A 24,101-nucleotide genomic window follows, 5' to 3' on the forward strand; every position below is an offset into this window, starting at 1 on the left:
GCAAAACCCACATTCGCTAGGGCTTGCAGTGGGCATTTGATGGCCTGGTAATTTCCGGCCCGCTAATCGCAACGCTTTCTTCAATTCGCCTGCACGACGCTCCATTCGTTCATCGCAGATCCCAAATCTGGATACTCGGGGAACGAACCTGCCACCACGCGGCGGCGGAACGTGGCTGTATCCATTCTCTCGACGCGGTTCATGCGAGCAGCGTTCTCGCATTCCAGTCTTCCGTCAAGTGGCTAGAAAGCTCCCATTAGAAAGACGTCAGAGAAGACTCCCTATCTGGTAGACCAAGGTCGCCATGATCCAAGCAAGCGTTGTCATAAAAACGAACGAGAACACGCCATACTTCCAACTCGTCTCTTGGGAGATAACTGCCACCGTGGCTCCGCACTGTTGGCATAGAGCAAAGAAAACCATGATCGCGCTCACCACTGGGATCGTATAGATCGGTTCGCCCATTCGCGGTCCGTCCTGCCATTTCTGCGCAGCCATTGTCTGACGCAAGTCGCTGCTTTCCTCATCCGTGTCTCCACCCAAGCTGTAGATGATTCCAAGGGTAGAAATAATGACCTCGCGAGCTGGGAAGCTGGCAATTACCCCCACGGTGATTTTCCAGTCAAATCCTGCCAAAGCGAATACAGGCTGTACGGTTTTGCCAATACGCCCCATGTAGCTCTGCTCCACATAGGCGGACATAACCTTACGTTCCAAGGCTGCCGCCATTTCCTCGTCGCTTTCTATCTGCTCCAATATGTCATTCGACTCAAGGCCGAGTTCAGAAGCCTGCGTTTGAACAAACTCGGCCGTAACCGACTCCGCCACCTCTTCGCTACGAGGAAAATACAGCAAGGCCCAGATTACAATGGTAATAGCAAAGATCACGGTGCCGGCATTTCTCACGAATTCCTTGCCTTGGTTATACATCCGTAAAGACACATCCCGAACTTTTGGTACCTGGTAGGATGGCATCTCCAAAACGAATGCTTGGGGAGGTATTTTGAGGACGTACTTGTTCGCTACATACACAAAAGGCATGGCAACAAGTAGGCCAACGAAGTGCATGGCAAAGAGCGAAGCCCCCGCGATAGTCGCCCCGTAGGTTGGCTCGATAAAAGCTCCAATCAAGAGCACGTAGACCGGCAATCTTGCCGAACAACTCATAAAGGGGGATAAAAGAACGGTAATGATTCTGGCCTTGGGATCCTGAATCGTACGAGCCGCCATTACTCCGGGAATTGCGCAAGCATAACTGGATAGCAAAGGAACGAAGCTCTTCCCGGAGAGCCCGCACCAGCTGAATAGCTTATCCATGAGGAAGGCCGCTCTCGCCATGTATCCAGTATCTTCTAACAAGGTGATGAAGAAGAAAAGGATAAGGATTTGCGGCAAAAAGATAAAGACCGCTCCAACGCCTTCCACGATGCCATCGGTCGCCAGACTCTGTAGCATAGGCCACGACGTTAACCAGCCGCCCACCAGATCTTGTACAACGCCTTTACCGGCATCGATAAGATCCATGAAGGGTCCTGCCCAGCTATAGACCGATTGGAAAACCACGTACATCAAACCGAGAAATGCAACCAAGCCCCAAATCCGATGGGTTAGAATTGCGTCAATCGATTCGCTCCCGCTGGTTGAACGGGAATGGGCGACATCCACACAGGGCGATATCTTTTCTTTGATGTGGCGATAAAGAAGAACCGTCTCAGCGTTTCCGGCGTTTAGACCGCTCTTGAAAATGCCTTTACGCCCTTTTTCGATCGCGGAAAGAGCTTCCGCTTCACTCGCCCCTTCCCGGATGAAAAAGCTTTTATCTTCGTCAAAAACACTGCGGAAAAGAACTGCACGCGAAAGCGAGGAATGCACTTTTTCAGGAAGTTCGCTTTTGGCCTCTTCCATAGCAGCTTGCACCTCTTTTGGCCAAACGGGTTCAGCCAACATAGGCTTGCTTTCCATGGCATCGAGCAGGCTCTTCTTGAGCTGAGGAATCCCTTCCGCTCTCGCGGCCGAAATCGGCACCACCGGCAAACCGAGCTCTTGGCTCAATCGCTCAACGTCGATCACGATATTTCTTTTACGAGCCGAATCCCAATGGTTCAGCGCCAAGACCATCGGTATACCCAATTGAGCTGCCTGGAAGGCGAGAAAGAGGTTTCGCTGCAAATTCGTGGCATCTACAATGAAAAGCACCAAATCAGGGCGAGCAATTGTCTCCAATTCCCCCAGCAAGGCATCCACTACTACACGCTCGTCGGGTGAATCCGCCGCAAGGCTGTAGGTGCCCGGCAAGTCGATGATCTCAGCTACCTTCGTTCCGAAAAGCATCCGGCCCGTCTTACGCTGTACGGTAACCCCCGGATAATTTCCGACCTTTTGCCGCAAACCAGTTAGGCAATTAAAAAGAGTGCTCTTGCCGGTATTCGGATTACCTAGCAAAGCGATGCGTACTAGCCCGTTCACTGACGGGACCATATCAGTAGCCACTTTATCTTAAAATCGCTAAACTCGCCTCAAACGGACTGCACGTTAATCTGCGCAGCGTCCACCCTGCGAAGACTCAGATGACGCCCATCTACCTCCAGCGCGATCGGATCGCCGAGCGGGGCCGCCTTAACGAAGCGAACCAAAGTTCCCGGCATGAGCCCGAGCTCCATCAATCGGCGAGCTGCTGTGAAACGTGGCAGATAACAGCTGATTCGAGCAGTTTGTCCCTTGGTAAGATCGTTGAGCGTTTTCAAGTTCGTGTCCCTCTCGTAAGTTCGTGCTTGTTGAGATCGAGTTTCAGTATACTTAAAGGAAAGTCAACTTGGATTTTGCCCAAATGAACATTACCGCAGAAGGAGCAGTAGTCGCTCTAATAGTAATTTTAGCCGCTTCTTATCTGGTACGCCGTCGCTTGCAGGAAAGGAAAAGGAAGGCGGACAATTCCGCATGCGGAGGCAATTGCCGCTGTTCACAGAGCAAGCCTGCCTTTTTGAAGAAACCCTGAATGAGAAGGGCCGCCATTGGCACAAAGCGCTTGCAGGCCAAGCGGAAATCACTTTTTGTTTCGCCCTTCCCAAAACCTATGCTCAGGTGGTGAAATTGGTAGACACGCTGTCTTCAGGCGGCAGTGCTTAACGGCATGGGGGTTCGAGTCCCCCCCTGAGCACCAAATATGGCCGCGATACGCGGTCTTTTTTTTTGGCCAAATCGAGGCTGACACCAACTGGATTTTCCAAAACTCGCATGGGGTCCTCTGTCCCTGTACTCTTGGAGCATGGAATACCGCACTGAAAAAGACACCATGGGGTCAGTCAAAGTGCTAGTCATCGAACCTAACCTTTCCAGAATCAAAGAGCACCTGGAGAATTCACTGATGCTCGTTACGAGCTCTGAATCCGCACATTGGATACTACAACGCATCAAAGATAGCAAAAAAGGCGCACCAAGAAGGTACGACTTTGAAAGAGGCCGCCATTGAGCTGAAACTGCTGAGCGAAAAGGAATTTTCGGAATGGGTCGTACCGGAGAAAATGACCGGACGCTCGTCCGACTAATTCCAGTCAGAGAACTCTAGCTCGCGACTGAGTGAGGAGTCTGCTCCAGCCTTCTTTGAAGACTCCGAGCCAGACGATCCTGAGCTTTTCACTGCAGCCGGCTTCCGCTTCCGCAGCGATTGCAAGAGTGAGCCTTGGCCGTGCAGCAAGGTCTCGAGCTGATCTACCGTCATTTCCAGATCCCGAGCTTGCATCTCTAAAGACTTGGCCGAATCCAACGCATCTTGAGAGCTCGCCGCCGTTTGCTGGGTCACATTGTCAATTCGCGTCACCGAATCGCTGATTTGATGAATTCCTTGGCTTTGATAATGTGTCGCTTCGGCGATACCTGCAACACAGCGTTCCGTTTCTTGGATACGTCCCAAGATCGAATCAAGCCGATCCTTCACTTTTTCAGTTATAGAGACACCTAACTGCGAATTTTGGATCGCCTTGGATATCTTTCCTTCAGACTCATTCGCAGCCCGAGACACCTTGGCAGCCAAGGTACGTACTTCATCCGCCACTACCGCAAACCCCGCTCCGGCCTGCCCCGCCCGAGCCGATTCCACAGCCGCATTGAGAGCAAGAATGTTTGTCTGGAACGCTATATCCTCAATCGTCTTGATGATTTGGGCTATTTCTTTGCTACCTTCCATGATCGCCGTCATGGCGCTTTCCATCTCTCGCATTTCCAAGACACCGCCTTCCGCCATCTCTCTCGATTTGACGGCGATATCGGTGGCGACTTCGACACTCTTTTCATTTTGAGAAGACCTGCTTGCCACCTCCTGCAATCCGGAATTGGTCTCTTCTATCGAGGCCGCCTGCTCGGAAGCCCCTTCCGCCAAACTAGAACTGGTAGAACGCACCGTAGCGGTTGATCCTGTCAGCTCGGTAGCCGCGGCCCTTATCCTTCCACCCATTTTCAAAAGCCCTTTCGCGACAGCAGCCGGCATTGTCCATGCAAGCACCAAGGAGATCCCCATGGCGATGATACAAGCCGTCAACAATCCTCGCCGAGCGATACTCGCTTCAGCAATCGCCTCTTCAGAAGTGATCTCAAAGTGCGAGACCATACTCTGTGACCGAGCTCGAGCCGCTTGCTGCACTTGGTCCAACTTTTCGTAAATAAGCTGCTTCGCCGCATCCACAGAGTTGGACTTGATAACCAACTGTTCCAATTGTTGCGAAAGCCCTCCGTCATCAACGATCTGCATAAAGACGCCCACGATGATTGTTTCGAGTTCTTCGTAGCGGGACTCGTCAAAACCTAGCTTGGACATCGACTCACTCAACTGTGTCAGGCTTGGGTAAAGCGAGTTCGTGGATTCGGTCAACGCGGCTTCAAATTCGCTAAACTTGTCATCTTGATCGATGAACGCCATCGCTCCGTAAGCTTTGCTTAAAACACTGGATAACAATGATGGCACTCGGGCCAGAGAACCTTCCATGCGAGCTCGGTGTAGGTCGAGCTCCGAGCTACTGTCAGCCTTGGTGTCTTCGAGCATTGTTTCACCCTTCCGCTCAAAATTCGCTAAATTCTGGCTCATGTCCTCCAGCAAGGCTGGAGTTCGTTCACGCAATTCCAGGTAGTTCTTTCGAGCCACCAGAAACTGGGAAAGCTTCACCTCGATCTGCTCTTTTTCGCCGGGATCTTCTATCACGCTGGCCTCTCTTGCGATAGCTTCTTCAAACCCCGCCGCCACCAGCTTTGCATGCGTTCTGGGGACTTCAATCGCTCTCGTCAGCTCAGCTATAGACGAGGACAACTCTATGAGTTTCGCGTCTTCCAAAAATGTAGTGGAAACTTCCTCACAGCCTGTCTCGATGTGGCCGACAAGTCGCTGCAAGGTAATCACCCCAACAACTCCAATCGCTCCCGCGAGCAAAACGCCAACAAAGAAACCGCCGAATATCTTAGACTTTAGTCCGATCTGAATTTGCATAGACATGTGGATTTGCAGAGGTATCGGTAGCAATTGCCGAACTTTAGTCCGGAGCCTAATTCGTAACAATTAAGCAACTACACGAAGATCGTTTTCAGTAATCCAATGCAATTTGCATGTCCGAACGTAAAACTTTGACCAGTACGTAGGGGCTCGGAACTGCCTAAAACAGCACGCCCGCAGCATATCTTCGTGCAAGTTCCACAACCCGGAGAGCCAGGAAAAATCCCTAACATAAAATAGAACCACCCCAGCAAACGTATTGATGGAATACTGACAAATAGCGGGAGCCACTTAAGAGTGATGGACGCCAGAGAGGCTCCCATCGGTCCTACATATCTGGCAAATCGTCTATGGAATAAACCTAAAACGCCTTAGCGAGCATCCAGATGGACATGGCGATCATCATCAAATTTTCGCTTAAAGATACGAACCCAAGGGGCACCTTGCTACCGCCTCCGACACATGCACAGTTCAAATCTCGCTTCTTGATGTAGACCGCATTTATTATCGAAATCGCTCCAATGCCGCTGGCCAGCAGGACTACTGGGGCGACGATGACAGTACCTACCGAAGCGACCATGAGAACTCCTGCCGCCGCTTCGATTAAAGCGTAAAGGTAGGCGTAAGGGACATAGTTTCGGGCAATGAGGTCATACTGAACAAATCCTGTGGCATAGCTGTTGAGATCCTGCAGCTTCAGCACGCCGAGAATACACATGGTAAAGGCGACAAATAACTCCGCTACCCGTACGACAGCAAGCTGCCCTAAACTCATGTAGGTAACGGCGAACGCCATCGCCAAGGCCATTGCAAACACCACCAACACCGGCTGGTACGTTTTGCCTTCTTTGGGGTCTGGCTTCTTGCCCAGCTTCTCCCTCAAATCGTCGTAGGTCCCGAGTCGCTCGCCATCTACGAATATCTGCGGTGTTTCGTCGTAGCCATTTTCTTTCTTGTAGGCATCGTTCGCCTCCATCGTTTCGAGGTGTCGATCGTCCACCCGATATCCGCTCCGCTTAAGAAGATCCTTGGCCTTAATGCCCCAAGGACAAAGATGTTCCGGAGTCACCATTCGATAAATCGTCGCTTGCTTCTTCATAACTTCAAAGGAGGCAGTCGCCTCGCGATTGGAGTCGCATTAACAATGCCAGTCCCCTTTTCCGCACTTCCCAGCAACGGGTGCCTGCAATGCGCAAAGGCCGTGCCTTTCTCATCCCACAATTTGCAAGATGTTGCCCAAATCCCGATTCTATCCCGTCTCGTTTGAAAGAATGCCAGCGAAGCATACCCTGATAGAACGTAATTGCTAAGATCCTTGATTTATCATTAAATCTCCATCTTAACCATAAGCCAAGATATGTATAAAAACCTCCCCCTTTCCATCCGTGCGGCGGCTTTGGCAGCCACGACTCTCGCCTCTGCCAGTCCGCTTCTCGCCACTGAACCAGCCGGCCCCGGCATCCGTCTCAACACCGTAGGTTATCTGCCGGAAGTAGCAAAAACCGCAACGGTCGTAGGAGCGGACAAAGCTGATCGCTTCGCGGTGATCGACTCCGCTACCGGCAAGATCGTCCTCAAAGGCAAACTCGGCGAATCCTTCGACAGCCCGCAAACAGGAGAGACAGCGCGCTTGCTCGACTTTGGTAAGCTGAACAAAGAAGGCTCATACATTCTACAAGTTCCCGGGCTTCCAGACTCGGCCCCCTTCTCCATTTCGGACGAAGCCCTAAACCACTCGCTGGAGAACATCATGGTGGGATTCTACGGGCAACGCTGCGGCGAGGCAGTCGAATTCGAGTGGGATGGTGATACCTTCGCCTACGATGCCTGCCACTTGGATGATGCCTGGCTGGACTATCTCGAACCCGAAAAAGCTGGAGAGAAGAAGGTGTCCACGGGTGGCTGGCACGATGCAGGCGATTACGGGAAATACACCGTCAACGCATCCTTTGCGTCGGCCATGATGCTACAAGCATGGGAACGCCGCTCCGAGGCCCTCGAATCACTGGAGCTCCCCTTTATCCCCGAGCACGGCGGAGAGTTGCCCGACTTTTTGGACGAGATTAAGTTCAATCTGGATTGGCTAATCACCATGCAGACCGAGAACGGCGAAGTAGCCCATAAGCTAACGACCCTTTACTTCGGAGGCATGGTTTTGCCAGCGGAGATCGACGCCAAACGCTATTTCACACCTACCAGCAAACTCGCCACCCTAGACTTCGCAGCCGTTGGCTGTATCGCTGCCCGAGTCTTTCGTCCTTTCGATGCCGAATACGCCGACACTTGGCTGGCTGCCGCCAAAAAGGCATGGGACGCCGCTAAAGAAATGTCCGAAACTCCGGAGGACACATCCATGTTTCACACCGGAGGCTATATGACCTCCACCGACAGCGACTATCGCTGGGCGTTGATCGAGATCCGACTAGCTTTCGGAGCCGAAGCCCTAAGCGAGATGGAGGGCTACATTTTCAAAGATGCGGTCGACAACGACAACCGGATGGTCGACGTAGCTTGGGATTGGGGCCGCGGCTATAACCTCGGGCTCTACTCATGGCTCTTCAGCGAGGAAGCCAAGAAAGATCCCGCCGCTCTGGAACGGCTCGAACTCGATCTCCTCTCCGCAGCAGATGTCATTGTCCGAAACTCAGCGGAACACGCCTACGGCCGCGGAATTCGAGCTTACCAATGGGGCAGCAGCGGGGTCTTGGCCAGAAGCGTAATGACTCTCCACGCAGCCCACGAGCTTACCGGCGAACAAAAGTATCTCGACTCCGCCTACGATCAAATTTCCTACCTTTACGGGCGTAATCCATTCGGACGCTCTTTCGTGACCGGCGACGGCTTCCAACCTCCCCAATTCCCACACCACCGCCCCAGCGAGGGCGACCAAGTGGAAAAGCCTTGGCCGGGACACGTTATCGGAGGAGCAAACCCCGGAGAACTCGACTGGTTCGACGAAACTGGGAGCTATCGAACCAACGAGACAGCCATCAATTGGGACGCCGCCCTCAGCTACGCGCTAGCAGTCTTCTACCAGCCCTAAAAAGCGGAAAAAGAGAAAATTTTGAAAGCAGGCGATTCGCTTATCCGGATCGCCTTTTTCGTGCCCAAATTCCGTTGCCTCAACAAGCTGCCGCAACCCCTTGGAACGCCCTAGGCATAACTTGTACACTGCTACTGGGTAGATTTTAAATTAGTGCCCCAAATAGTGCGGTTACTCTCGCGAAAGATGTCCAAAAAGCGTTGCCTCATTAGTATTTATTCTTAGGGAATGCGTCCTTCCTTATACTTATAACCTGAGTCTATCGCCCTATGCCTGAGTCTGAAGATCCCTCAACCCCTCCGAGTCCAAGCGAACCCAGCCCCGCCTCGCCCGACTCGTTTGACGCAAACGTCGCCCTGAAGTCATTCATTTCCTATCTGACTGATCCCAAATCGTTTCTGGGAGTCATGTCCGAAACGGCAAAGGATTCGAAGTCCTTCTTCGCCGAGAAGAAAGATGGCACCGTCAATCAAGCCCTTGGCTTCTTCCTTTGCACGGTTACCTACAGCGTAGCATTTGCCTGCCTCGGTCAGCTACTACAGCTCCAATTCCTCGGTTTCATCGTGGCATTCCCACTGGCCATTTTCGGAGCAGCGATAGGACTCGCGATCGGCACAGCGCTGATCTGGGCGATCGCAAAATTTCTCGGCAAGGGAGAAGGCAGTTTCGCGGATGCAGCCATGCTCGTGATGACGCTTTGGTGGACTGGACTCATCGCAAACATTCCGATTTTCGTTTTCCTGCCCGCGTTCTTGCAGGCCCTTTTCTCAATCGCAGCGATCGTTCTGTTCGCCTACCTGATCATTCCGGCGATCTCCGAGCGCTTTAAAACTCAAGCGACCACCCATGGACCAGCGATTTGGGGACTCTGCGCCCTCGCCTGCATTCTGTCCATAACCGGAGCCATGGTCGGCGGCGCAGCCGACAAAACGGCAACCAGTGTGGAAGGAGCGCTCGCGGAGGCTGAAACCGCCTACGAAGAGGCAATGCGCAATGCATCGGAAATGGAGCAGCAGATGCTCCAACAAATCCAGCAAGAGCAGGAACAAGAGCGTCTCGCACTTGCTGCCGCCGAGAAAGCTGAAAACGAGCGGCTGGCAGCAGCACAAGCCGCCGCAACCGTGTCTCCCGAGAAACAGGTTAAAACTGTGATTGCGGAGCTCAAATCCTTGGGCGACGCCGAAGTCCCACGCGAGCTGAAGCAAGCTTTCCGCAAACTGGACGGACACCTAGCAGGAGCCGACTTTTCAGATATGAAGGTGAAGGGGCTCGACCTGCGCATGCTCGACCTGACCGGAGCGAATTTCGAAGGGGCCGTGTTGGATGGCTGGACCTTCCACGGTATCGGCAACACCCCTTCCTCCAAGCTCGATGGGGCGAACTTCAAAGGCGCCACTTTCAAAAACGTAAACATGGCCGGCGTTTCGGCCAACGGAGCGGATTTCTCCGATGCCAAGCTAGTCGGACTCGAGCGCTTCAAGACCGTGGTAAACCTGCAAGACGCCCAATTGCAAGGAGCTGACTTTTCCGACATCTCCTACAGCGGAGACCCAGGAGCCAAGTCATTCAATTTCGGAAACGCTCACCTCGAAGGAGCCGAATTCGAAGATGCCGTTATCCCGAACTCCGCCTTCAACAAAGCTCGCCTCAAAGGTGCGAGTTTTAAGGGAGCCGACCTTCGCGGCATCGTGCTTCGCGGAGCAGACATACGAGACGCCAACTTCAGCAAGGCGGACCTGACCGATATGCAAATCGGGGAGCAATGGAAATTGGGCGGACAATACACACCTTTCCGCCAAGATATGTCTCAGACAGAAGGAGCCAACTTCTCCGGAGCGAAGCTCAACGGAGTTAACTTCAAAGCCCGCAACTTCCGTTTCTGCGACTTCACCGGAGCCAGCCTGGTCAATGCCGACTTGGAAGCCGGAAATTTCGTAGGAAGCGACTTCTCCAAGGCAGATCTCACCAACGCTATTCTCAAGCGGGCCAATTTCGCCGCGGTTGACTTCAGCGGCGCGAAATTCCGCAACAACGACTGGGAGCACGCCCATATCGCGGGAGCGACAGTAGAAGACTTGGAAGACTACAACCCTACCAACCTTCCCCAATTACCCGAGGGCTCCAAACTGCCACGTCTAGGCTCCGGCAAAAAGAGCGAGCTCACCGACTCTATGGTCGACGGATCTAAGACCAACTGGGTGGGAGCCGACCTAGGAGGAATCTCCTTCGAGCGCCTTCGTATCGACAAAATGGATTTCACCGGAGCAAATCTAGAGGGAGCTAACTTCAACTACGCGGAGTTAGGACGCTGCAACTTCTCCATGGCCAAGCTCAACGGGGCCACCTTCGCCTTCGCTCGCATTTTCCAATGCAACTTCAATGAAGCTGAAATGCTTGAGGCCAATTTCTACGGAGCCGCATTCGCGGACAACACCTTCGTAAAAGCAAAGCTCGACGAAGCCGACTTCAGCTACACAGGCCGCGCCGAGTACTCCACCAGCAATGTGATGAATTTCACTGGAGCCAGCCTCGTCAAAGCGAGCTTCGAAAACGCCCAATTGAGCTACGTCGCGCCCGAAACGATCAAAAGAGCCAGCACCTCGGACTCTATGATGAATATCAAAAAGATCGGCTACGGAGCGAGTTCGGGATACGTGAAATTCGACGATGCAAATCTGACCGGTGCCAATCTCCGAGGTGCCCAACTGGACGAGGTCGGGCTAGCCCGTGCAAACCTCACCGACGTAGACGGACGAGGCAGCAACATTGGCAGCTTCTACGCGACTTGGGATACCACTTGGAAAGGGGCCGACTTCTCCAACAGCAATCTTGCCTGGGGCCAAATTTGGCACCAGGGAGCGAAGCGTGAAGACGGACGATCTGACTTCGCAGAAGCAAAGGTCACCGGTTCGAACCTATTCCGTTTCGCGGCCACTCCTGGCACCTATCTCGGTCCCGTCGATTTCTCGGATTGCAACCTCGCAACCAACCCATGGGGCACCCTGGAAGAAGATATCGATCGCTACGGGGGCACTGCCCTCAATCTGCTCAACCTCGAAGGGGCTAAATTCGAAAACGCAGATCTGAGGAACTGTAGCTTTTCGAACTCATACCTAGTCGGCGCGAGCTTCGAGGACGCCGACATGCGGTACGCGGACTTCAGCGTTGGAAACAGCGTGCAAGCCTCCTCTGGACTCGAAAATAACCTCAAAGATTGGTCAGAGCGCTACAAGAACATCAACTTCAGTGGAGCAAATCTAGCCGGGGCGGAGCTCAGCACGGGCGACTTCTCGGGGAGCAACTTCAGTGGAGTCGACGCCACGGGAGCAAACATTCGCCATGCTGCAGGGGGAGACTACCAGCCTATGAACTACGTTTACGGCGTACCTAAGTCTCTCTAGCCCGAAGCCCGACACAGGCACTCCTCTCGAAAACGGCTCCGTCTAGGAGCCGTTTTTTCATGCCCGAACATAAGGCAAAACCTTCAGAGTTTTCGCTAAAGTTTAGAGGATCTAATCAAAAGGTCGTACTGTCATGTAAAATTCCAACGGTCGTAGGAACCATAAGGCTCTACTTTAAGATCCTAACTAGAATAGGAGAGCCCTACAGAGTATGGCTACCTTCAGCCCTCCCCTTACTGTTCAGTAGCCTACCGGTCGTACCGAATCCCGCGCAACCCGCGTTCTCCCCAGATGAAAACCATAAAAGTTGATTGTTCTCCACTCGTTGCCGAGTGGCTCGCGGAGCTCCGCCCAGAGCTGGATGCTGATGCCGTGGACGCAACGCTTCCGATCAGCGGCTTCGTCGAAAAGATAGATCTGGTCATCGTTGGAAACGAGTGTGGGGAACCGATTAACTTGGCCCGGACTATTTCCGAGTGGAACAGCGCCCCGATCAGCATCTTTCTGATCGAAAGTTTGGAGTACGAAACGCTCGACCATCAGTTGCAATACGCTCCTGGAGTCGGCAAGAACATCCTGAGTTGCCGATTGGATAAAGACTCCTTCGCGCAAGCCCTCTCCACCGCGCTTCACGCGATCAAGCAACGATCCCAAATCAGCTTGGACCTTTCCCGCAATAACGTCCTCTTCAATCAAAACCTTTCTTCGCGTTGGCTGCTAAACAGGCTGCTGCGAGAGCTCCCCGAATATATCTACTTCAAGGATACCAAGTGCCGTTTTTTAGCCGTAAGCGACTACTTGGCCAAGAGCACTGGGCTTGGCTCCGGTTCGGAAGCGATTGGCAAAACCGATTATGCCATCTTTGACAACGATCACGCTCTGGACGCCGAGAAGGACGAGCAAAATCTAATCGAAGGGAAAGTACCTTTCATCGACAAAGAGGAATACGTCACCTGGGAGGGAAACCAAATGTGGGTCCAATCCTACAAGCTCCCGCTCATGTCGCCATCCGGCTATCCGCTGGGCACCTTCGGAATCTCTAGAGATATCACCCAGAAGAAGATAATGCAGGACGAGCTCGTTGCTCGCCACAAACAGCTCAACGAGGAGATGGACCTGGCTCGTTTGCTTCAAAAAAGCCTGCTTAACAAGGACCTGCCACGCTTCGCGAACTCAGCCGGAGATCCCACCATGGAGTTCGCCGTCAAGCACGTGCCCTCTACTAAACTAAGCGGTGACTTCTACAACATTCGCCGGACTCCGCAAGGGCACCCAGCCATCTTCCTCGCAGATGTGATGGGTCACGGAGCCAGCGCCGCCATGATCACAGCTATGCTTTACGCCACGCTCAACGAGATCTCCTACCTCGCCGACGAGCCCGATCGCTACATGCTGGAAATCAACAACCGTTTGCATTCCTGGCTAAAGGACACTGGTCAATTCATTTTCGCCAGCGGGGTGTACTGCGTTTTGGATACAGAATCGAAGAAAGCCCACCTGTGCCAGAATGGCGGAGCCCATGTCATGATGGCGAAACAAGATTCCACAGTGTATCTCAACTCGCAAAATAGCCCCATCAATTCTGCCCTTGGCATCACACCCCAAGATTCTTTCACGTCACACAGCTTGGATTACCAAACCCAAGATGAGTTTTTACTCTTTACGGACGGCATCATCGAAGCCATGAACCCCAAGGGCGAAGCGTACACGACAGAAAACCTAGATGCGAGCATGGCAAAGGCTGCCGGATCAGATCCAAACCAAAAGTTGGATACGCTCTATCGCGATCTCCAAAACTTTACCGACAGGGAACATCAAGAGGACGACATCTGCATGGTTTTGGCTAAAGCCTTTTGAGAAAAAACGAAAAAGCCCTCGACGAATCGAGGGCCGCAATCAGATGGAAACTATTTGGCGGAGCTTAAGGCCTCGGGAATAAGAGCGGAAACCTGAATCGCCGCCAATCCCCATTGGGAGGTCCCGTTTGTCGTCACCCAGCGGGCCTCGTCGATCGGATTTAGAACATCCGGACCTTCATAGCGTTCCGTACTCAAAACCGGCATGCGATTCTTCCACTGCACATCGACAAAGGTTTGAGCCGCAGTAGCCGCCAGCTCTTCGTCATCCGTCTGGGCCGCCGCATAGGCTACAATACGGCAGTGAGCATCTGGAAAAGGTGGTCGTTTAAAGTTCGGGCCCAATTCCTTTTCCAAAACTTCTTCGGAAGCGCCGATCAGCTGGCAGTACCGCAGCCAAGCAGCTTCGAACTCTGGCACATCGAAATTTTGGATCATCTCCGAACAGATCGTAGGCAGACCAAACATAACGCTCAGGTGAGACGCTCGCGGCTCTACCCCTTCCGCCGGGGTTAGCTTCTTGGTCTCTGGATCGTATTTGAATGTAAGGTTGAAGAAGCCAAGTTCTGACCCGCCAATATCACGCATCGAACCTTCCAGCCATTCGCGGTACTTCGGATCTCCCGTCCTTTCCCAAGCGGTGAACCAGTTGGAGGCGATAGCTCCGTAGTCCGTACCCACTGACATGATACATTCTCCTTTAATAGGCTCGCCGGGAAGTTTGCGCAATGGATTCAGTGCATCGAGCATGCGATCCGCCTCAGTTACCTCTTTCAATACATCTCCAGTACGTTCATCCGTGGTCAAGAAGTAGTGGAAACGGCGATTCATACAGGTACTGATTCGCAGTTGTTTCGCGCTGCAGCCCCAATGCATCACGTTGTGACGAGAGCCAAACCCTGCAAATCGGCCTAGGTGGTAGATGTCCACATCTCGATTGTGTCGGTTCATCGCTTCCGCCATACGAAACGCCGTCGGGTCTCCACTTCTCAAGAACATGAACCATAGCCACATGTCGGAAGAGAGCTCGGAATTATCCCACGCAAAGCCACCTACGTCGTAGCGCCAAACATGGCGAAACTCATCGTATGTATGCATTATGTCGCCGTAGTCCCAGAAACCATACCAATGACGTTGCTCGACCTGGTCCGCGTAGTAGTTGAGACTCCAGTCCAAACGCTTCTCTACCATTTTCAGATTTACCGAGGTAGGATTCGGCAGACCCCACATGGTGCCAAATACCCGAGCCTTGTATATTTCTTCCGGATACGGAACAAGCTGAGGTGGAGTGAAACTCTCTTGCGCCCAGGCAGCGCAATCCTTGCGCTCGGGTACCGCTGAAGTGATCTTGAGTTGAAAATCGCTCGAGCGGGCTACTCCATGAGGAGTTCCAAAGCCAGGCTCGTAGTCTTCATAGGTGATATTCACTCCGTCGAGCTGTTTGGCGTACGCAGTCTCCGGCATACTTGGCTCGACTCCTTCGAACCCAACCCCAGGCACAACGCCTTCCATCTCCATGCCCAAGCCGTCGTGATAAAACCTTAGATCCATTGGACCTGCCTGAGGGGAATAGATCCACAGAGTCACCTCCGACATATCGGTGTTAGCATTCCGTACGTCGAGCTGGGTAGGATGCAGCTTCCAAAAATCCCTCATCCCGAAAGCGACTCCCCCAGAGACTCCACCTACGTATCCAAATCCTTGGGAACGCTTGCCTTGATCAGCATTTATCCAGGCATGTCCGGCCTTGGTCCTTTTACGGAGCGAGAACCCATTTGAGTTCGGCTGAAACAGGGAAAAATCACCCCAAGTCGGCACCCAATGTAGTCGAGAACTCACGATCTCTGGCCAAGTCCGAATGTCAGGCAATGGCTTCCCATCGATCTGGGCGTTCATGATCTCGTCGGGTGCCTGCCTACGCAGACCGGTGATCCCAAGCACTGCTTCCGACCAGAGCCCTTCCCCATCGCCCGAGAATCGTACGTGACGATCGTAGAGCTGATCAGTCATCGGCACCGAAAAGCGCAATCCGAGCCCACTCAAAAAATCTTCATTCTCGTCGCCATCAAATACGAAGGTATGGGAAACCTTTATCTCATCGCTACCGGAGAAGAAATAGAGCCTCAGCGTAAAGGGCAGCCACTCCCGTCCACTCTCCTCGCGGTGCATGCCTTCCAGTTTTAGCACGCAACGAATAGGCCCTTCCTGCTCGATCTCCACCGACTTGAGCTCGCTATTGAACGATTCAACGCCAGCCCCCGGCTCCGGGCTTTCCGAACGAGAGCCAACCAAACATCCATCTACCAAGCTAAGTCTCCCGTTTCTCCACACCTTGGAGACCAAGTTGCTTCCTTCGCTTGGGATCTCGGCCTTGATGAGTCCCGTATCCACCAGGATGGCTGAACCGCTCCGGCTCACTACAATCGGGCTGTCGACCTTGGCGGACTTACCAGAAACGACTTCATAAAATTTGGACTTCGGCAAGCCCGCCGGCAAAGCATGCCCGGTCCACTTCAGACTGCCGTCATCCCACATGGCTGTGCTCCATGTCTGTAAAGGAAACACACGCCCCTCCGCCGTTCTCAGCGAAAATTCGCTTTCGTGTTGCACCTGCCCACGCGGCCAAGGAACTCCGAAAGCAGTTCCGAAATGATTGCCCACACGCTCTTTTTCCAACCATGAAATTCGAACGACCCCCGGGGAGAGCTTGTACTCCTCCTTGGCCAACAGCCTGTCCACCACGCCTTTGGCGTTTCCAAGCGCAGGCATGGCTGCGGCAGACAAGCCTGCTAATTTAACGAAATTCCTACGAGTAACCGATTTTTTCATGGGTATAAATTCAAACGCCCTACGGGGCTTAATCAGGGAGACGTGAAGCCTATCCTTTGGACAGCGCACTACTCAAAACTTTAGTAGGGTGACCGTCAATTTGCGAGCTGGCTCCCTAAGAAAGCAAAGACAGACCTGTTTCCCCATGCGCAAGCGAAGCTGACTCAGGCCCGTTGATTGGGGTTACGAAGATCGGCGAATCATCCCGGCGGTCAAACGCAAGTATCTTAAAGTTCAATACAAGAAAGCCCGACCATGAGCTCTACGCCCGCTTTATTCACTCCCTTCTCCTTAAAGGACCTTACGCTCCGCAATCGTATCGCCGTCCCTCCCATGTGCCAATACACAGCCCGGGAGGGATTCATCAACGACTGGCACGACGCCCACTATACGAGTCTTGCGCGAGGCGGTGCGGGCCTAGTCATAGTCGAAGCGACCGGCGTGGCACCGGAAGGTCGGATCACACCGGGATGCCTTGGCCTCTGGTCCGACGACCATATCGCGGGACACGAGAACATCGCTCGCTCCATAAAAGCCGCCGGAGCGGTTCCCGGCATCCAGATCGGACACGCGGGCAGAAAAGCGAGCGCAAATCTACCTTGGGAGGGCGACGACCATATCCCAGATAGCGACCCGAGATCATGGCAAACTATCGCCCCCTCCGCAATTCCCTTTGGAGCCGGGCTTCCCAAAGTGCCTAAGGAAATGAGCCTGCAGGATATCGAGCGGGTCAAGTTGGACTTCGTCTCGGCGGCGGAGAGAGCCTTAAAGGCAGGTTACGAATGGCTGGAGCTCCACTTCGCACACGGCTATCTTGAGCAAAGCTTCTTCTCCGTTCATTCCAACCTACGTACCGACCAATACGGCGGAGACTTAGCGGGCCGCAGCAGATTTCTCCTGGAGACTCTGGAAGCAGTGAGAAAAGTCTGGCCTGAGAGACTTCCCCTCACCGCTCGCTTCGGTGTTATCGAATTCGACGGGCGGGACGAGGAAACCTTGGCCGAATCGATCGAGCTCGCCAAGAACTTCAAGGCCGGCGGTTTGGATATGCTTAGCGTGAGCGTCGGCTTTTCGACGCCCACCGCAAAAATCCCATGGGGCCCAGCTTTCCTCGCGCCCATCGCTCAAAAGGTGCGTCAAGAGAGTGGCCTACCAGTAGCTTCCGCTTGGGGCATCGACAATCCCCAGGTCGCTAACCAAACCATAGAAGACAGCCAACTTGATTTGGTGATGATCGGGAAGGCCCATTTGGCCAACCCGCATTATCCATACGAATTGGCGAAATCTCTTAGCCTGGAAAAACCAGACTGGATCCTTCCTCAGTCTTACGCTCACTGGCTAGCGAGCTACCGGACCTCGTAGTCCGTTTTAAAGAAAAGCTAGTCTTCCACCTCGAGCAACCGAGAGGAGAGCGAGACATCGATGACGTTCTCATTCATGGCCTTTTCCTTGCGGAAGTTTTCTACCTCGATATTAGCCATACGAACCTTTTTGACAGGAAGCTCGGCCTGTCCTTGAATCTTCACTACATATTCAACGGAACCGGCACGGACGTTTTCGAGGTATACCTCGCTAATCGGCGTGAGACGACGTTCGTAGGTCGGCACCAGATCCCTCCACTGATAAAGCACATCGGTCTCGATCCCGAGAACCCCATACCTGAGGTCACCCGATTCGATGTTGCGTAAATGGATATTCTTCACCCAACCACCTCGGCGCTCATTGGTCTTGATGAAAAGCAGATGCCCTACTCCGGCAATAGAACGGTCCAAAGAGCAATTTTCGATCAACACGTTCTCCACTCCGCCTGAAAGCTCGCTGCCTATCGCCAAGAGTTGGTGCCCGTTTTTCACGAAGCAGTTTCTGACGACGACGTTACGCGTGGGCGTATCCAATCTCCAAGCATCCTGGTTACGGCCGGATTTAACTGCGATCGCGTCATCGCCTTGGTCGAAGGTACAATCTTCGATTAGAATGTTCTGACTCATTTCCGGGTCGACACCATCGTTGTTGTGACCATGGGCCCGCACTTTCACCCCTCGAATAACCACATTCTTCGAGAGAAACGGGTGGATGACCCAAAACGGACTATCCTCAATTGAAACGCCCTCCAGCAAAACGTTTTCGCATCGGTTGAACTGGATAAACTGAGGACGCATGTTGGCGTCATCTTTGGTCATAACGCGATCCTCTACCGGCACGTCGGTGGAAGCCATTTCATAGAGGAGCTTGAGAGCCTCCATGTGAGCTGGTGGCCGCTTGTACCATTCCCGCCAAACATCGAGCTTCGCCTGCAGCTTTCCACCTCCCGTAATCGCGATATTCTCGCACTCGTAGGCGTAGACCAGAGGTGAGTAGTTATAGCACTCCATCCCTTCCCATGTCGTTTTAACCGCAGGAAGATAGTCTTCTGGGTTTTCGGAAAACAGCAGGATCGCCCCTTCCTCCAAATGGAGATTCACATTGCTTTTGAAGTGAACGGGGCCGGTCAACCACTCCCCCGCTGGCACTACCACAACGCCTCCTCCGGCAGAAGATGCCTTGTCTATCGCCGTAGCAATCGCGTTCACCGTAGCGTTCTTATCCCCCTGAATTGCCCCGTATTCCGTAATAGGATACCGCTCGCACTCCGAGAAGTCCGGCACCGTAATCACAGGCATCTCAAACGGTGCTTCCACTTCGATCTCCTCAAAACGGAGCCCGGATGCCGCATGGCCATCTGAGCAGGACTGCAGAGCCAAAGCGAACAAGGCCACGACCAACGTGGAAATCAGGAGATTGAAAAACTTACCACATCTAGAGGCACGGAAATATCTTGGAGCAATCATAGCGAAATGGGATCGGGCAAACCTAGGCCAATGCCTCCACACCTTGTACCGTCTAGTAGGTGTACAGTCAGCAAAAACGAAAAAGCAAGGCCGCCTCGCCGATCCGCGGCCGGGACCCCCCCCCGGAAACGCAAAAGTCCGGCCGCTGACTCAACCACGACCGGACTTACATACCCACGCGCTTTCCACTTCGCCACACCCATAGGCTCGGGAAAACGCGATATTTTGCTTTTTACTACTCAAAAGATGAATCCTTCATTCCTGATCAAGCCGCAAGAAACACTACCTATTGCCTCAAGTCAGCTTATCCTAATCAGGTCTTTGAGATTCGTCACTAATAAAACTGTAACTGTTACAGTTTTAAAGTCATTTATTTATTTCCGAACGATTTTTCGAAATTCGGCTTACCCAGTGTATGCTGGTCACAGATATTGCTTCGTTGATCCCTCCGAAGACTATTATTCGAACACCCCAGATTCCTTTAAACCCTAGAAAGGTAGGGATCTCATAGCTTCCTCCACACTACTTTGACCTTATTGCCGGGGAACCCCGCAGTCTATTTGCGCCTAGGCTTCGGTGGCAAAGTTCAACAGCTAGATGACATACAGTAAAGAAAGTCAGAACAACAATCTTACTGTCCACTTTGACTATATTTGCTGTAACTGTTACAAGCATCAGTAGTGATCTTTACCAAACCAAAAGTTTTCGCCCCAAGCACCCCCCTGCGAGAGGCAACCTCCAACTGATAATTACCCAGGGCCACTGCCCGTACCCCCCCCCATTACTCTATCCCGAGACCGGAAAGCTGCACTTCTCCATGCGGTGTCCGCTTCACCCCTCTCTGTAACAAAATACCTAATACAGTTAACCCAAACTACAGCGTGTTATGAAACATACCAAACAGGTACCCAAAAAAACGTCGCACTGGCTTCTGGCCTTAGCGATCACCTGCCCTTTCGCCCTCAGTGGCGTCTATGGGCAAGACGAGGACCTCGAAGAGGAAGAAGTCTTCGAGCTTTCTCCTTTCGAAGTAACCTCTTCCGAAGACGATATCGGCTACCGTCAGCAAAATACGCTGGCCGGATCGCGCATGAATACAAACATCGGGGACATCGCCGCCTCCATATCGGTAATCACTAAGGAGCAAATGGAGGACACCGCGTCCACCGACCTCAACGATATCTTCCGTTACGAGGCGAGTACCGAAGGCTCATCCACCTATACTCCAGGCGTATCATCCATGCGCGGCGACGGTGTAGCCGACGTCAACGCTGGTTACGCGAGCGGGGCTAACGGTGTCGCTCAAACCAACGCTACCGCCAACACGGTACGTGGACTGGGTTCTCCCAGTGCCGCGATCAACTTCTACCGTGCGATTAACCAAATCCCACTGGATTCATACAACGTCCAATCCGTCGAAATCAGCCGTGGTCCAAACTCCATGCTATTCGGCACGGGCAGCCCTGCTGGCGTGGTCAACCAATCACGCTCCAGCGCGGTATTGAACGAGACAGGCTACTCCGTTAAGCTAAGGTTCGACGACCGAGGATCCAAGCGGGCCAGCTTGACCTTCAACGCGCCCCTCATCGAGGACAAGCTCGCCTTTTTCGGAGCGTACCTTACAGACGACAAGGAATTCACTCGCAAGCCTTCCTACGACGACACGGAACGCTTCTACGGCGCCATAACCTACACGCCATTCGAGAAGACCAAGCTTACTTTCAATTTCGAAAACTACGAAAACGAAAATAGCCGGCCCAATACACTGACTCCCGTCGACTACGTCTCCACTTGGATGGAGTCCGGCATGCCGATGTACGATTCGGTCAACCACACCGTCACCTACGCCGCCACCGGAGAAACTGCCGGTATCTACATTCGCAATACAGCGAGTCCATTGATCGACGACGTGCGCAGCTATATCAGCTCGCTCGACGGATACGACGCATCGCTCTGGAACGAAGCGCAGACCACCTACAACGGTGTTAGCATCGTGGGTTCTTCCGCCATGACAAACCCAGATTCCGTTCTCTACGTGTCCGGCATGGGATACGCCGCGAGCCGCCCAACGATGCAGGTTGCGGACGGATCTATCGCCAATTGGGTAGAAGGCTTAACAGGAAGGTACTACCAACAATACGGTTCAGAGACCGATCCCTCCTCCTACCCAGCCATCTATCCCACTACCACCGAGATCTACGCCAATACGGCCAATGCCAATGCCTATGAGCAATTCTGGACTACGTCGTACGACAACTCCGCGGCAAATGGGAACATAGCCAACTGGAAATACGCAGGCGTCACGGACCAGTCCATCTACGATTGGGAAAACATAAACATCCTCTCCATGAATTTTGGAGAAGAGGAAGCCCAAACTTACAATCTGGAATTCGAGCAACAGCTAAGCGACGACCTCTACTTCTCCGCCGGCTGGTTCCGTCAGGAATTCGAGTCCTACTCCAGCTACACGGTTTCGCAGCTTAACGCGACCGCTCTTTACGTAGACACCAACCTCTACCTGCCAGACGGATCAGAAAATCCGTATGCAGGGTCCGTCTACGTCCAAGATATGGATCCGGATCGCTTCCGCACTCAGATCACCAACGATCAGCTCCGTGCCATCCTGGCCTTCACGCCAGACTTCACGACCAACGACAACTGGACCCGCTGGTTGGGCAAGCACCAATTCCTCGCTTTCGCCTCCGAAGAAGAAGAGCTACGCGACTACTGGCGCATGCGCCTATCTTGGACTGCTTCCGACGAAGAAGATGCCGGCATGATCCGCTACCTCTCCAACTACTATGACGATGCGGATGGAAACGCGACTGGTTTCAGCTACGTCAATAGAGGGCGCACCACTCGACGCGCCTACTACTTGACCGATAGCGGCCTGACCGTCGACGAATACGGATTGGCCACTACAGCCAGCGGCGGACTTAGCGCTGACTCCTACACAGACACCATGATGGTATACAACTACGATACCGAGTCATGGGAAGAAGTCTCCTACACCGCTTCTTATGAAGCCTTTGCCGCTACCACTGGCAGCTCCAAGACCAAAATTTCCTCTTGGAACATCGGAGGTACCAGCCACTTCTGGGAAGACCGCATCGTAGCCACCTACGGGATACGCAACGACAAGGTGTCCAACACCAGTACCACGACTGGAGCCATCTATGACGACGACGGAAACCTCGTCGAAGCAGCCCTCGAGTCGACCGATATCTATGTCGACGGATACCTCAACGAAGACTTGGTCATGAACCGCTACCGCGGCTGGACCACAGTTGAAGAAAAGACCAGCACCTTCGGCGTAGTATTCCGTCCATTCAAAGGATGGGAGAACGTCGAATCATCCGCCAAGAAAGGAAATCTCTTCGCAGAGTTCGTAAATACGCTGGGCTTCACCTACAACAACTCCGAGACCTTCAATCCTCCCACCTCCGACTACGTCGATCTCTTCGGAAACGAACTGCCAAAGCCAAGCGGCAAGGGAGAGGACTGGGGTGTACAATTCTCGCTCTTCAATAACAAGCTCTTCGCTCGCATCAGCCAGTACGAGTCTAGCAACGAGAATCAAACCATTAGCGGAGGCACAGCCTACAGCCGCTTTACCAGCAATCTGGATACAAGCACCTTCCGCAACTGGGCCCGCACAATCGCCCTCATCAACTGGGGTCAGGACCCGACCGACAGCGAAACCTTCGGCCAAAACCTAACCACTGCGCAGCAAGATCAGCTTGAGGCCGACATCGAGGCGATCTGGGGCCTCCCTTACGACTACTACTCCGACCTCGGATCAACCGGAGCCACTCGCTCCGTCTACGCCGAGGGTACCGAGTTGGAAATCAGCTACAACCCGAAGCCAAATTGGACTATCAAGCTCACTGGCTCCAAACAGGAAACCGTCTACGACAATGTCCTCAAGGAGTACACCGAATGGTTCAACTACCGCTTCCCGGATTGGGAAAATGCCCAGGCCGCCGACTACCTGCTTGCTGACTACGCAAACTTCATCACCTACACAACCGATACAGGCAGAGAAGTCGACTTGACCAACTTCATGTCAAGCTATGGATACGTATCTCAAGTCACTCTGGACAATGTGTACGGTAATACCAGCGTAGAGGCTTACTACAACAACATCCTCGTTCCGCAAGTTCGCTTGCAGCAGGACCTAGAAGGCCAAGTCATCACCAACCAGAGCAAATACCAAGCGTCCTTACTCACCAACTACAAGTTCACCGGTGACCGCCTGAAAGGCGTTTCAGTCGGCGGCAGCCTGCGTTGGCTAGATAAGAAGTCCATCGGCTACTACGGCATGGCAAGCGGCAACGGCGGCGACGACTACCTCGATCTATCGGACGTAACTCGCCCCATCTACACGCCTGCCCAAACCTACTACGACTTCTGGGCAGCATACCGTACCACGATCATGAACGAATCCGTAGACATGAAGATCCAGCTCAACGTGGTCAACGCATTCGAGAGCGGCGGTCTGCAGGTCGTCGGGGTCAACCTAGACGGAACGCCTTACGCATACCGTATCATCGATCCTCGCACCTTCCAGCTCTCCTTGTCCTTCGACATGTAGAGCGAAGCATTCCCCGCGAAATGCCAGAGGCGTCCCATCGGACGCCTCTTTTTTTGTATCCAATCCCTGAACGA

At 53.1% G+C, this 24,101-nt stretch carries 13 protein-coding genes, 1 tRNA gene and 1 pseudogene; 8 read left to right on the forward strand and 7 right to left on the reverse strand.

What is annotated here, in order from left to right:
* Positions 1-80: 80 nt before the first annotated feature.
* From H5P27_RS19945 to H5P27_RS10565, 3 genes are all read right to left on the reverse strand, one after another.
* Positions 81-203, reverse strand: a complete 123-nt coding sequence (locus tag H5P27_RS19945; RefSeq protein WP_281384306.1) for a hypothetical protein — start codon at positions 201-203, stop codon at positions 81-83.
* A gap of 64 nt (positions 204-267) precedes the next feature.
* Entirely contained in the window at positions 268-2,490 is a 2,223-nt protein-coding gene (feoB, locus tag H5P27_RS10560) for a ferrous iron transport protein B (protein ID WP_185660354.1), read from the reverse strand.
* A gap of 26 nt (positions 2,491-2,516) precedes the next feature.
* A complete protein-coding gene (locus H5P27_RS10565; RefSeq protein ID WP_185660355.1) occupies positions 2,517-2,744 on the reverse strand; it encodes a FeoA family protein in 228 nt (75 codons plus the stop codon).
* Between the two features lie 83 nt (positions 2,745-2,827).
* Here H5P27_RS10565 and H5P27_RS20220 point away from each other — a divergent pair, with 83 nt between their 5' ends.
* The 3 genes and pseudogenes from H5P27_RS20220 to fumC all read left to right on the forward strand — a co-directional run.
* Complete coding sequence (locus tag H5P27_RS20220; protein WP_185660356.1) at positions 2,828-2,995, forward strand: FeoB-associated Cys-rich membrane protein; 168 nt, start codon at positions 2,828-2,830, stop codon at positions 2,993-2,995.
* Between the two features lie 80 nt (positions 2,996-3,075).
* Positions 3,076-3,160: transfer RNA gene (locus H5P27_RS10575), tRNA-Leu, on the forward strand.
* A gap of 156 nt (positions 3,161-3,316) precedes the next feature.
* A pseudogene (fumC, locus tag H5P27_RS20075) lies at positions 3,317-3,545 on the forward strand (class II fumarate hydratase); the annotation flags it as partial.
* Here the strand turns inward: fumC and H5P27_RS10585 are convergent.
* Together H5P27_RS10585 and H5P27_RS10590 are read right to left on the reverse strand one after the other, a co-directional pair.
* Positions 3,542-5,479, reverse strand: a complete 1,938-nt coding sequence (locus H5P27_RS10585) for a methyl-accepting chemotaxis protein (RefSeq protein WP_185660357.1) — start codon at positions 5,477-5,479, stop codon at positions 3,542-3,544. The pseudogene fumC and the gene H5P27_RS10585 sit on opposite strands and share 4 nt — an antisense overlap.
* A 358-nt stretch (positions 5,480-5,837) precedes the next feature.
* The gene (locus H5P27_RS10590; RefSeq protein ID WP_185660358.1) at positions 5,838-6,575 is read right to left on the reverse strand and encodes a glutaredoxin family protein; all 738 of its coding nucleotides are present in this window, start codon (positions 6,573-6,575) and stop codon (positions 5,838-5,840) included.
* 258 nt (positions 6,576-6,833) lie between these two features.
* Between H5P27_RS10590 and H5P27_RS10595 the strand changes: the two genes are divergently transcribed.
* From H5P27_RS10595 to H5P27_RS10605, 3 genes are all read left to right on the forward strand, one after another.
* Positions 6,834-8,519 carry a glycoside hydrolase family 9 protein gene (locus H5P27_RS10595; protein ID WP_185660359.1) on the forward strand — a complete coding sequence of 562 codons (1,686 nt, stop codon included), beginning with the start codon at positions 6,834-6,836 and terminating at the stop codon, positions 8,517-8,519.
* A gap of 269 nt (positions 8,520-8,788) precedes the next feature.
* Positions 8,789-11,920, forward strand: coding sequence for a pentapeptide repeat-containing protein (locus H5P27_RS10600; RefSeq protein ID WP_185660360.1), 3,132 nt, complete (start codon positions 8,789-8,791; stop codon positions 11,918-11,920).
* Between the two features lie 291 nt (positions 11,921-12,211).
* Complete coding sequence (locus tag H5P27_RS10605) at positions 12,212-13,777, forward strand: SpoIIE family protein phosphatase (protein WP_185660361.1); 1,566 nt, start codon at positions 12,212-12,214, stop codon at positions 13,775-13,777.
* A 50-nt stretch (positions 13,778-13,827) separates the two neighbouring features.
* Here H5P27_RS10605 and H5P27_RS10610 read toward each other — a convergent pair whose 3' ends face one another.
* Positions 13,828-16,605 carry an exo-rhamnogalacturonan lyase family protein gene (locus H5P27_RS10610; protein ID WP_185660362.1) on the reverse strand — a complete coding sequence of 926 codons (2,778 nt, stop codon included), beginning with the start codon at positions 16,603-16,605 and terminating at the stop codon, positions 13,828-13,830.
* Between the two features lie 255 nt (positions 16,606-16,860).
* On the opposite strand from H5P27_RS10610, the gene H5P27_RS10615 reads away from it, so the two are divergent.
* Entirely contained in the window at positions 16,861-17,967 is a 1,107-nt protein-coding gene (locus H5P27_RS10615; RefSeq protein ID WP_185660363.1) for an NADH:flavin oxidoreductase/NADH oxidase, read from the forward strand.
* A 17-nt stretch (positions 17,968-17,984) separates the two neighbouring features.
* Here H5P27_RS10615 and H5P27_RS10620 read toward each other — a convergent pair whose 3' ends face one another.
* On the reverse strand, positions 17,985-19,433 hold the full coding sequence (locus H5P27_RS10620) for a glycoside hydrolase family 28 protein (protein WP_185660364.1): 1,449 nt from the start codon (positions 19,431-19,433) through the stop codon (positions 17,985-17,987).
* An 886-nt stretch (positions 19,434-20,319) separates the two neighbouring features.
* Between H5P27_RS10620 and H5P27_RS10625 the strand changes: the two genes are divergently transcribed.
* Positions 20,320-24,027: a TonB-dependent receptor plug domain-containing protein gene (locus tag H5P27_RS10625; protein ID WP_185660365.1), complete on the forward strand. Its 3,708-nt coding sequence runs from the start codon at positions 20,320-20,322 to the stop codon at positions 24,025-24,027.
* The last annotated feature ends 74 nt before the right edge of the window (positions 24,028-24,101 follow it).

The organism is Pelagicoccus albus (assembly GCF_014230145.1).
GTDB lineage: Bacteria > Verrucomicrobiota > Verrucomicrobiia > Opitutales > Opitutaceae > Pelagicoccus > Pelagicoccus albus.

Bases quoted from the DNA above. Each gene is read 5' to 3' on its own strand.
- H5P27_RS19945 (WP_281384306.1), bottom strand. From the start codon at position 203: ATGAACCGCGTCGAGAGAATGGATACAGCCACGTTCCGCCGCCGCGTG.
- H5P27_RS20220 (WP_185660356.1), top strand. From the start codon at position 2,828: ATGAACATTACCGCAGAAGGAGCAGTAGTCGCTCTAATAGTAATTTTA.
- H5P27_RS10585 (WP_185660357.1), bottom strand. From the start codon at position 5,479: ATGTCTATGCAAATTCAGATCGGACTAAAGTCTAAGATATTCGGCGGT.
- H5P27_RS10590 (WP_185660358.1), bottom strand. From the start codon at position 6,575: ATGAAGAAGCAAGCGACGATTTATCGAATGGTGACTCCGGAACATCTT.
- H5P27_RS10595 (WP_185660359.1), top strand. From the start codon at position 6,834: ATGTATAAAAACCTCCCCCTTTCCATCCGTGCGGCGGCTTTGGCAGCC.
- H5P27_RS10600 (WP_185660360.1), top strand. From the start codon at position 8,789: ATGCCTGAGTCTGAAGATCCCTCAACCCCTCCGAGTCCAAGCGAACCC.
- H5P27_RS10605 (WP_185660361.1), top strand. From the start codon at position 12,212: ATGAAAACCATAAAAGTTGATTGTTCTCCACTCGTTGCCGAGTGGCTC.
- H5P27_RS10610 (WP_185660362.1), bottom strand. From the start codon at position 16,605: ATGAAAAAATCGGTTACTCGTAGGAATTTCGTTAAATTAGCAGGCTTG.
- H5P27_RS10615 (WP_185660363.1), top strand. From the start codon at position 16,861: ATGAGCTCTACGCCCGCTTTATTCACTCCCTTCTCCTTAAAGGACCTT.
- H5P27_RS10620 (WP_185660364.1), bottom strand. From the start codon at position 19,433: ATGATTGCTCCAAGATATTTCCGTGCCTCTAGATGTGGTAAGTTTTTC.
- H5P27_RS10625 (WP_185660365.1), top strand. From the start codon at position 20,320: ATGAAACATACCAAACAGGTACCCAAAAAAACGTCGCACTGGCTTCTG.